The 9,942-nt window shown below is 42.6% G+C and carries 10 protein-coding genes; all 10 read right to left on the minus strand.

Translation table 11 applies throughout. From position 1 onward, the window contains the following. Window positions 1–9 precede the first annotated feature (9 nt). The 10 genes from ACHUET_RS13875 to ACHUET_RS13920 all read right to left on the minus strand — a co-directional run bounded on the left by ACHUET_RS13875 (window position 10) and on the right by ACHUET_RS13920 (window position 9,317). Complete coding sequence (locus ACHUET_RS13875; protein ID WP_394213656.1) at window positions 10–891, minus strand: tRNA threonylcarbamoyladenosine dehydratase; 882 nt, start codon at window positions 889–891, stop codon at window positions 10–12. 69 nt (window positions 892–960) lie between these two features. Beyond that, window positions 961–1,899 carry a TatD family hydrolase gene (locus tag ACHUET_RS13880; RefSeq protein WP_394213675.1) on the minus strand — a complete coding sequence of 313 codons (939 nt, stop codon included), beginning with the start codon at window positions 1,897–1,899 and terminating at the stop codon, window positions 961–963. Between the two features lie 172 nt (window positions 1,900–2,071). After that, entirely contained in the window at window positions 2,072–2,236 is a 165-nt protein-coding gene (locus ACHUET_RS13885; protein WP_394213658.1) for a hypothetical protein, read from the minus strand. Window positions 2,237–2,461: 225 nt separating this feature from the next. Continuing rightward, window positions 2,462–4,717, minus strand: coding sequence for a type II secretion system secretin GspD (gene gspD / locus ACHUET_RS13890; protein ID WP_394213660.1), 2,256 nt, complete (start codon window positions 4,715–4,717; stop codon window positions 2,462–2,464). 78 nt (window positions 4,718–4,795) lie between these two features. Further along, entirely contained in the window at window positions 4,796–5,692 is an 897-nt protein-coding gene (locus ACHUET_RS13895) for a type II secretion system protein N (protein WP_394213662.1), read from the minus strand. After that, the gene (gspN, locus tag ACHUET_RS13900; protein ID WP_394213664.1) at window positions 5,693–6,529 is read right to left on the minus strand and encodes a type II secretion system protein N; all 837 of its coding nucleotides are present in this window, start codon (window positions 6,527–6,529) and stop codon (window positions 5,693–5,695) included. It lies immediately after the preceding gene. 242 nt (window positions 6,530–6,771) lie between these two features. Further along, window positions 6,772–7,095, minus strand: a complete 324-nt coding sequence (locus ACHUET_RS13905) for an H-NS histone family protein (RefSeq protein ID WP_371531892.1) — start codon at window positions 7,093–7,095, stop codon at window positions 6,772–6,774. A 449-nt stretch (window positions 7,096–7,544) separates the two neighbouring features. Next, the gene (locus tag ACHUET_RS13910) at window positions 7,545–7,982 is read right to left on the minus strand and encodes a BLUF domain-containing protein (RefSeq protein WP_394213667.1); all 438 of its coding nucleotides are present in this window, start codon (window positions 7,980–7,982) and stop codon (window positions 7,545–7,547) included. 56 nt (window positions 7,983–8,038) lie between these two features. Further along, window positions 8,039–8,566, minus strand: coding sequence for a BLUF domain-containing protein (locus tag ACHUET_RS13915; RefSeq protein ID WP_371531890.1), 528 nt, complete (start codon window positions 8,564–8,566; stop codon window positions 8,039–8,041). 76 nt (window positions 8,567–8,642) lie between these two features. Beyond that, window positions 8,643–9,317, minus strand: a complete 675-nt coding sequence (locus ACHUET_RS13920) for a hypothetical protein (protein ID WP_394213669.1) — start codon at window positions 9,315–9,317, stop codon at window positions 8,643–8,645. Window positions 9,318–9,942 lie beyond the last annotated feature (625 nt).

Genomic DNA, 9,942 nt, shown 5'->3' on the forward strand with positions numbered 1-9,942 from the left:
TAAATAATATCAGACGCTCGATTGGTGACTCGTCTGCTTTATCAATAATTGTAACGCTTCATTCACCATAATCATTGCGACCACCGATGTGACTACCACTGCCGACCCATAACCACCACATTGTAATCCGCCTGCTTGGCAGCTCTTATCCACATGTGGTGGCTCGGTAGAATAGACACATTTGATACCGAACTTCTCTTTTAGCGCACTATTGATACCTTTTTCATGACGCAGCTTGTTACGCAATTTAGCAAGTAATGGATCTTGATAGCTGTCGCGCAAGTCGCTCACTCTTATTTGGCTTGGATCTATCTTACCACCTGCACCGCCTGCACAGACCAGCTTTAATTTATTAAAACGGCAATGCAGGGCAATCGCCAGCTTGGCATTCATATCATCCACGCAATCTAAAATCACAGTAGGTCTACCTTGATCAGCGGCTGCTTTTGCTTCATGGCGACTCGGCAGTAGCGCTGCGACGTTTTCGACGGTCAAGAAATCATCAACGAGATTTAAGGTGACTTGAGGATTGATCTCTTTAATACGTGCCGCCATTGCTACGATTTTGCTTTGACCAAACGTACTGTCTAACGCCGGTAGCTGCCGATTGACATTAGAGGCCACCAATACGTCCAAATCAACTAAAGTAATGGTTCCTACTGCCGTTCGCGCCAACGCTTCTGCTGCCCAAGAACCAACACCACCTACCCCAATGATATAGACATGCGACGCTGCAAACGTATCGACAGCTGATGTGCCATAAAGCGTGCGCGTCCCTTGAAAGCGGCGGTCATACTGCTCATTCTTTTCATCTACGCCAGCTTGTACATTATCATATTCGGCAGTAACTGGCTCTACGACTGGGTGCTCAATTTGTCTGGTTTCATTCATAGCTTTTCAAATACTCTTCTTAAATATTTTGACTGTGCTTGCTTCATCGTTTGATTATAAGTTTAATAATTATGTTGGGTAAGCCCAGTTTACTTTTAGGGCATCGCAGCTATTTTTCCATAACTGTTTAGCAAGTTTATCCTGTGAGACCCCCAATAACTCACTTAAACTCGACAATACCCAAGGCAAATTAGCAGGAACATTCCTATCATGTGTGTGGGCTGCCTCCCATTCATTGTCTGGGCTTTGTCCAACGGCTGGATGCTGACTATTTGAATTTTGACACATAATCGGTGTCATGTCCGGACAGTCTGTCTCAATCACTAAGCACTCAATACCATATGTATCCACAGCGGCCTGAATAGCGCGGCGCAGTTTTTTGGCATTCGGGTTGGTCACCTGTCCTGTAACGCCCAGCTTGAACCCTAGTTTTACAAAAGCTTTGGCCTCTTGTTCACCGCCACTAAAACTATGCGCAATACCACCCAATGTGAGAGCATCGTATTCGTGCGCTTTTAATATAGCGAGCGCTTCGGCATGCGCCTTACGAATATGAAGCATCACGGGCAACTGATGGGTTACAGCGATATCTAGCTGCGCCTCAAAGAACCGCTTTTGTTTATCAAATACGTCAGGCTCTTTCATTGCATCAGTAAAGGTATCCAAGCCTATTTCACCGATGGCTAATGGTCGACGGTCAGCAACCATTTGCGCCAATTCTATCAAATGAGCATCAGTATGCTGCTCGATATAAAAAGGATGTAAGCCTAGCGCAATATGCGTACAGAAATCAGACTCGTTATATTCATCGGTATCTATGCCAAAACGCTTTGATAACTTATCGATCAACTGCTTAATGTCATACATACGCTCAAAATGCTGATACAGATAACCAACCAGTACGAGATGCCGTATACCTTGACGGTAAGCGCTTTGAACCTGCTGCTCTCGATCATTATCAAATACTGGCGCGTCGAAATGCGTGTGTGTATCGATAAGGGGATACATACTGGTTGATACTTGTTTTGCCTTAGCCGATGATTCAAGAACAGACACTGATACACTCCAAAAATTAACGTCTTTAGCAAAATACTTTGTCAATCATCATATTATACAAATGGCTGTAGTAACAGCTTATTCAATCTATGCCGCGTTCAATATAAAGCGTTACGACTCCTTATTAGGCGTCCTTATCACCGTGATGACTGCCATTATTTTTCAAATTTGCTATATTAAAGTCAGTCATCTCATCAGCTTTTCGGCTACTACGCCGAGGGATGACCAATAATGCCGTAGCAACCGCACTCAAGACCAGCCATTTTTTTAACTTTTCATGGTTTGCCATTGTTTATCTCTACCTATCATTTAACCATAAACCTTAGAACGTAAAAAGCAGATATATAACATTATCCTACTAATGTTTAGTATACGAAAAATATGGCTATGGCTATGTTTATCTGTGTTACGAATACGCAAGCCAATGTACGATGTAACTTTTGTTTATTACATCGTACATTGGCCTATGCTGCTTGAAGATATCGGTTGTTTAAAGTGGTGATTAATAACTGCTCTAACGATTGAGAGGATACGTCGTCATACCACTGTTAGGACTGTCTACCTTGGTGAAACCTTGAGAGGTTGACCGCGGGGTTTGATCACGCTTAGGAATGAGTGGGTTAAGCGGCATTAATTCGTAATCTGCATCGACATTGCCATCCCAACCTTCCGTACCGCTCAAGGGCAGTTGTTTGATGGTGCCGTTTTTATCGATGACCAATTGCAGTACACGCATTTGATTGAATTTACGCTCGGTCACACTCGCTACCGCACCGCCATCACGCAAGATCGTTGGCTGTAAGAATATGATCAAGTTGCTCTTTTGGGTATTGTCGTTATCAGAACGGAATAATCTGCCAATCACTGGTACATTACCAAGCCCTGGGACTTTTTGTTGACTGGTGGTGCTGTTATCACGCATCAAGCCACCTAGAGCGATGGTTTGCTGATCGTCTGCTAAAATCGTTGTATTAATGAGACTTTTATTGGTAATCAAGCCGTTTACACCGCTACTAGTCGGTGCAATGCTAGAGACTTCCTGTGAGACTTCCAAGCGTACCGTGCCATTATCACCAATATGAGGAATGACGTTCAAATTAATACCAATATCTTGCCTATCGATGGTCTGGAAAGGGTTGTTTGAGTTGTTCCCACTGGTAGTAAAGGAACCAGTTACAAAAGGTACGTTTTGACCAACTAGAATACTGGCTTTCTCATTATCCAATGTCAAAATAGATGGCATAGACAACAGATTGGCACTGGTAGATTTATCAAGCGCCTGCAAAATAGCGCCATAAAATTCCGTATTACCCTGACTGTCTTTTCGGCTATCGCCAATCCCAACCAATGCACCAACGATAGAGCTGGCAGCCTGACTAAGCGCCGTTGCACCCGCGACACCGCTACCTGCCAATGCAGCACCTGCTAAAGTTGTCGCACTCGCTCCAACGTTATTGAAGTTGACGACGCCATAACCACTATTGGCATTACCTAGCGCCCACTGAACCCCTAGCTGGGTCGCATCATCGCCTGAAACTTCAACGATAGCGGCTTGAATCAATACTTGTGCGCGGCGACTGTCCAATTGGTTGACCGCATCTTCAATCTCAAACATGAGCTCAGGGGCAGCATTGACGATGACGGCATTTTGTGTCTCGTCAGCAATGATACTAAAAGGCCTGCCACCGGCGCCTGTACCGCTTCCACCTGTATTGCTAGCAGGCACAACTGATGTACTACTGCTACTGCCAATACTCTCACTCGCCGCACTGTTAATGGTTGCCCCTGTACTGCTTGCATCATTTAAAGAAGCGGACTCTAACGTTGAGGTTGCACCAGCGCTATTGATCGATTGATTGGCCAGCAGCCCTCGTAGCATATCGGCAATATGGCTAGCACTGGCATACTTTAGGCGAAAGACACGTAACCCACTTAATCGTCTTGTCGGTGTGGTATCTAGTTGATTAACCATCTCCTGAACTTTGGCAATCATCTCAGGGCTGCCTTTGACCAGCAACCTATCACTTGATGAATCAGCGATCACTTTAAGTTGATTATTACCACCTTGTGCTTGTCCGCTACCAGCGCTTGCCACCAAGGCACTGATTAACTCCATCATACGTTCGGCATCGACGTGGCGTAGTGGTATCACTTGCAAACTGTCATTGACATTGCTGTCCAAATCACGGATAAGTGCGGTGAGTTGGTTCAGGCTATCAGCACGATCTGATAGCACCAGCGCGTTTACACCAGGCACAGCCGCCGCATGTGCAGACTGCGGCATCAAAGGTCTTATAACGCCCAGCACTTCTGCTGCTTGAGTATTCGTCAAATAAATCACTCGGGTTGCGAGCGACTCACCGACACTATTGCCACGCAAGTCAACGGCGACACCAGACTGCTTGGCGACATTATCTGGCACCAGTTTGATCGTCGTACCTGACTCTATCGCTGCAATCCCATTGACCTGCATGACACTTAAGAACAGCTGATAAATCTCATCACGGGACAATGCTTTGTTTGAGATGACCGTCACATTGCCGTTGATACGAGGATCAAGGACAAAGTTTTGGTCAGTGATGGTTGCTACCTCATTAATAAAGGCTTTAATATCAGCATCTTGCAGGTTAACCTTCCAGCTCTCAGCACTCGCTAGGCCCATGCTAGCAGCCCATAAGGGTACAGCTAGGCAAAGAGGACGACACAGGCGCATCAAACGCGGCAGGATACGGTGTAAAGGTGTGGCTGAAAATTGATGAAAACTTACCATATTGATAATTACCTACAGTGATATTGCGTCATATGTACTGAGTTTTTAACGAGCAATCTTTGCTAAAAGTCCGTCTTATTAGAACTGTTGACGGATAGTAATAACTTGCTCACCACGTTGAACCTCGATTTGTGCTTCGCCTGCTTGCTGTACTTGCTGTAATACGCCAGCATCTTGAGCAGGATTATTGCCCACGTTTTGCCCGTTTACCGTCAACACTTTGTCGCCTGGCTCTAGTCCGAGTCGATTGCGTAATTTTGATGGCATCGCTGCGGTAACTTGATAGCTTTCACCTGAGGCCATCACCCCCATTCTACTCAAATAACTGGCAGGGTTTTCTTGCAGCGCGGTGACCGCCTCTTCAATCGCCGTTTGCGGACTGCTTTCACCATTCGTCTCTGTCGGTTCAGGCGGCGTATCTTGTAATGTCTGAGGAGCAGTCGGTAACATATTATTATCGGGCAAACGCTGATTACTGACGCCGCCTGCCAGCATGTCACTTTGATCTAGCGGCATAGCATCTGGCATGCTAATCACTGTTTCTTTATCATTGGCATCCGCGATAATAACCGAATTCCAGTCAACAGCGACAAGAATATAGTCGCTGTCTTTTAGTCCATCACCAATTCGGTAATTTTTTACCTCACCATTAATGTTAAGCAATGCTGAAGACATGCTCTCCGGTATGGCGAGTAGTACGCCTTTAAGCTCAACATTGGGTGGTGGCTGGACTGCTGCCGCAATAGGGTCAGGATCAGCAAATATCGCAAACAAACCACTATAGTCATTGGCAGACTTTGTATTGTTTTGCAAAGGGGCTAGCGGCAAAGCAGGTGCTAAGGGCGCTGCTAATAGTAACCACAAAAGACGCGCCGCTGTCCAACATAGCCAAGCGATTGCCAGTAGTAACAACCACCCTGAAAAACGATTGAGAGTATTCACGACAGGCTTTAAGCTGGCAGTAATATTTGACATTTAGGGCGCCCCCAAACCAGCTAGCAGCGGCTGGCGCACACTAACGACTGGTGTATCCTGCGGTGCTTGCCCTTTGTATTCAGGCATGTTTTCTAATAGGCGCTGAGTCAGACTAACATCTAGCATGTTGTCCCCGTCTATATACAGATCGCCCAAACGCTTATCTTGATTATTCAATAGATTGATGTGCAGCAGGTTTTTATTGTTTTTTTGCTCAGCACTCAGCTCAGCTCGCAATGCAGGCATAGTAATATAAAAAACCTTACCACCACTAGGATAGCCGACTTCACCGCCAACCCAGGTCAACTGACCATCCGCTTCACTAAATCCCGCCGCATTTTTAGCAGACTCATTCTCAGCTGATTCCGATGATGCATTGTCGCTAGACTGACGCTTTAACGAAACGCCATTGACTTGAATGGGTGTGTTAGGCAGTTGCCAATCAACCACACTTGCCAAAGTCTCAGGAGCAATCTTTCCGCTCATATCATCGACTTGCCATGAGTTTAAACCCAGTTTTACCTGTCCGTTTAACCTCGTTTGATCTGAGTTGATATTCACATCTGCACCAAGCTTTCCTGTGAGCAGTTGCCATGGCTGCCATGACCATTCGGCCATCCCTGTGAGCGGTGTCGATGATAGAGGAATTTGCCAAATGGCAGAGCCCTGCCATACATTGCCAGACACATGCTGCACATAAGGCGTATTGGGTGCATACTTTTGAAGCAGCCATGCCGCTGGCATTTGCAATACAGCAAATAATGCGAACAATACGAATCCGATCAGCCACCAAAGCTTGCGGGGACGCTTATGAGACAACTCAGATACTTGGGCCACGGTTGCACAACTCTTATATAAGACAAAAACGTCATTATCATAACAAACAATGACCTATAGATGACAGAAAAAAAGCCAGTATCTTTTTACCAAAATATTGGCAATAGAGATACTGGCTTTTTTATTTGGCAAAGCTTCAGCGTTTATGACTAAATGATTGTAAATAAACCATTATCCATAAGACTGATAAGCTCCGCCTCGTACTGTGTCACGACTCGAAACTATTTAATTGGATAGCCTAATTAGATAGCAAAATCCTCAAGGTCACGACCTGCTGCTAGGGCTTCAACCAACCACGTTGGTTTACGTCCACGGCCCGTCCAAGTTTCTTCCTTATTATCAGTATTACGGTACTTAATACTGCGTTTTTTCTCTAGCTTTTCACCAGCTTTTAAGATCTCTTCAATCGTAGCATTGCTGTCTTCTGCAATTTGTTCGAATTGCATATAAGCATCGTACAAACGCTGATGCTGTTTTTTGGCGATAAGCTGTTGTGCATTTTCGGTGATGGCACGTAGTTCATCTACGTTTAAGTTATCTAAATCGATTGCGCTATTTTTACTCATAGTAAGTCCAACTGTCGGATAAAAAATATCACCTCAATAGAGACATTGTACCTATTGAGATACCTGAATGATGACTCATTCATTATTAAAAATTAATAGTTTTTAAGGGTTCATTTGATTTTTAATTAATCAAAGATTATTCATAATTATTTTAATAAACATGAATAATAAAAATATTGCTGGTAACCACAAGCATTCATTATACCTTATATAGAAAATATCTATCGACAATAATTACTTATTGAAACTTAACCCAACAAATTTCTATTTTCTATAGTGTTTCTTGAATGCGGTATTTCTTGAATATTAGTACTTTTTTGTTTTTTAATAAAATAATATTCATTAATACACTATATTAATAAATCAGATTTATTAATATAGTGTAATTAAGCATTGTAGCAAGAGTGTATGAACTTGCGAACGCTTGTCTAAACCCTGATTACTTTTATTTAGCCTTTTTGTGCACTCAGCTCATTCATTAACCCATGGGCAGATTCAGCATTTAGCAGGTAAGGGTTAAAACCAATAGTCGTAGAGTACTTCAAATAAATTGCAGCGTTCTCTTCAGTCGGAGACGCATAGTTCATCGACCATTTTGACCACTCTCTGTGCTTTAACTCACGTGTTTCAATAATCTGTAGATCGTGATGACGCTCATCGGAAATGAGACTGTATAGCAATCGATTAATTTGCGCTCTTGGGCCTTCTATCGTCTGCAAAAAATAATCTTTATTGAACGTGAGCATTCCAGTGATACCATTAGCAGCGTTATTTGTCTGAGCTTGCTGTAGTATTTCATTGAAATCGGTCGCTGATACATTTGGGTTTGCGCGGCTGGCATAGGTCATGCTAACTAAAATGTGTGCATCTGTCGTTACTGAGTTCATAGCTTTTCTCTTATACAAGTGTCGTGGGTGCAGGTCTGGTTATCAGAATCGATAGACTAGCTAAAATCGTACCAAGGTTTTTTCTTCTGAATGGTCTGCACGTCACTCTTTGCTTGTTGCTCTTGCAGCTCAGATAATGTATCAATCAACATCGTGATTTGGTTGGTACTCATTAAGTAAGGATTGAACTCACTTCCTGTCGAGAATTTTAACGCCAGTCCTTTATTCTCCTCGCTTGGAATCAAGTACTTCATTGACCACTTACTCCAATGACGCTGCTCAACTTCACGGCACTCTATCACCTGCAAAGAATGATGACGCTCATCTTGCACAAGTTTTCTAAGCAAGCCATTGATAACTGGCCTTGCTCCTTCAATACTTTGTAAAAAGTAGTTATGGTTAAATACCAAAGCACCAGTGATGCCATTGCGCTCGTTATTTTGCTGAGCCTGCTCAAGGATACGAGTCACCTCACCGTTGAGGTTATCGTTGTTATAACGACTGATATAAGTCAAACGTAGAATGATATGCTCACCCTGCCGCATTTTTAGACTATTTGACTCTGAAAGATCGACTGATTCCATAATTTTTCCCAATTAATTTGCTAGATTTATAAAAAAAGGCGGTGCAGGTATTGCTAATCACTCATCAATGGCCGTACTAACGTGACTGTTGAATCTTTTTGATAAATTCGCTCATACCACGTGCTAGATTCGCGTTACTGCTCTTTTGTACTTCTTGTGCCAGTAATAATAATTGCGCGCTGTCCTCACACTGCTCTAGACTCAGTAAATAGCCCCAAGCTTCTGCAGGTGGTGCATTTTTTTCAATGTAGGTCGCCAAGTCAGATTTAAGGGTTCCATAGTTGGCACCAGCAACTTTTGCCTTAAACATATTACCGATAGACTTTTTGCCAACCTCTGCAATTTTGCTTGGCGGTTTGCTATTAAAAGTACGATCGAACTCTATCTCAGTACTGACATCAAATGAGTTGTCTGTAGATTGAGGTTGCTCTGCGACTGGTACTTGAGGAATAGTAGGTGCTTCGGTTACAGTAGATACCTGAGGCGCTTTTTGGATTTGCGAACTAGAGTTAGCAGCACCAATCAGTTCAATACACTCAAGCTCTACAAGCAATTCAAATAAAGGCCCGACACCGCCAAAATCAGCAAACATTTTGCTATTATCAAGTGTATCAAGGTAGTTTTGATACGTGCGCTTGCCATCAATCATAATCAGCAATGTTCTCGCTTCTCGAGGCAATATACCGAGACTTTGAGACTTTATTTCTGCTCTACCTAAATCGCTTTTGCGAAACACGTCACCGTAGTTCATTCTTTATACTCAATATTGACAGCAAGGTAGGCACTTTACTCATAAGACGCCGACCCAGATAATTTTTGTTCTTTTCAGCCATGAATGGCCAAACTCTGATAGATTTAAATTCATTGTTAACTGATGCTTTACATGCAACCTTGGCGCTTAAAATCAGCTACACTATTTAATTAAATAGAGTATATCAATGTCATTAATAGACTGTTAGCACTAAATGAATTGGATAGCACAAACGGTTTATATAAGGTATGAAAGGTAGTTTTTATAAATTTCAATATAAAAACTGATAATGAAAACAATGATAAATATTGTCTTTATAAGACTAATTTTATAAATGAATAGCCGTAGCCATATATCTTGAATAAACGATTTAATAGTAGTTTTATACCATCTAAAGATAAAATAATATAAACATAAGTTTTGTTTTTTTAATAATAGTAATAATGAATAGTGCGTACATTTTTTATATTTGAGGTCTGTTTAATACAATCTTAAGCACACACTTTCTTTATCAAATATTTATTGATAGGCATTAAAAAACCCCGCTAATGAACTGACCCCCATAAGTTGGACACAACTTATGGGGTATTTTTATGCGTTACGATCTGGACTTTAAGATGCAAGT

The organism is Psychrobacter piscatorii, assembly GCF_043641605.1.
GTDB classification, from domain to species: domain Bacteria; phylum Pseudomonadota; class Gammaproteobacteria; order Pseudomonadales; family Moraxellaceae; genus Psychrobacter; species Psychrobacter piscatorii_C.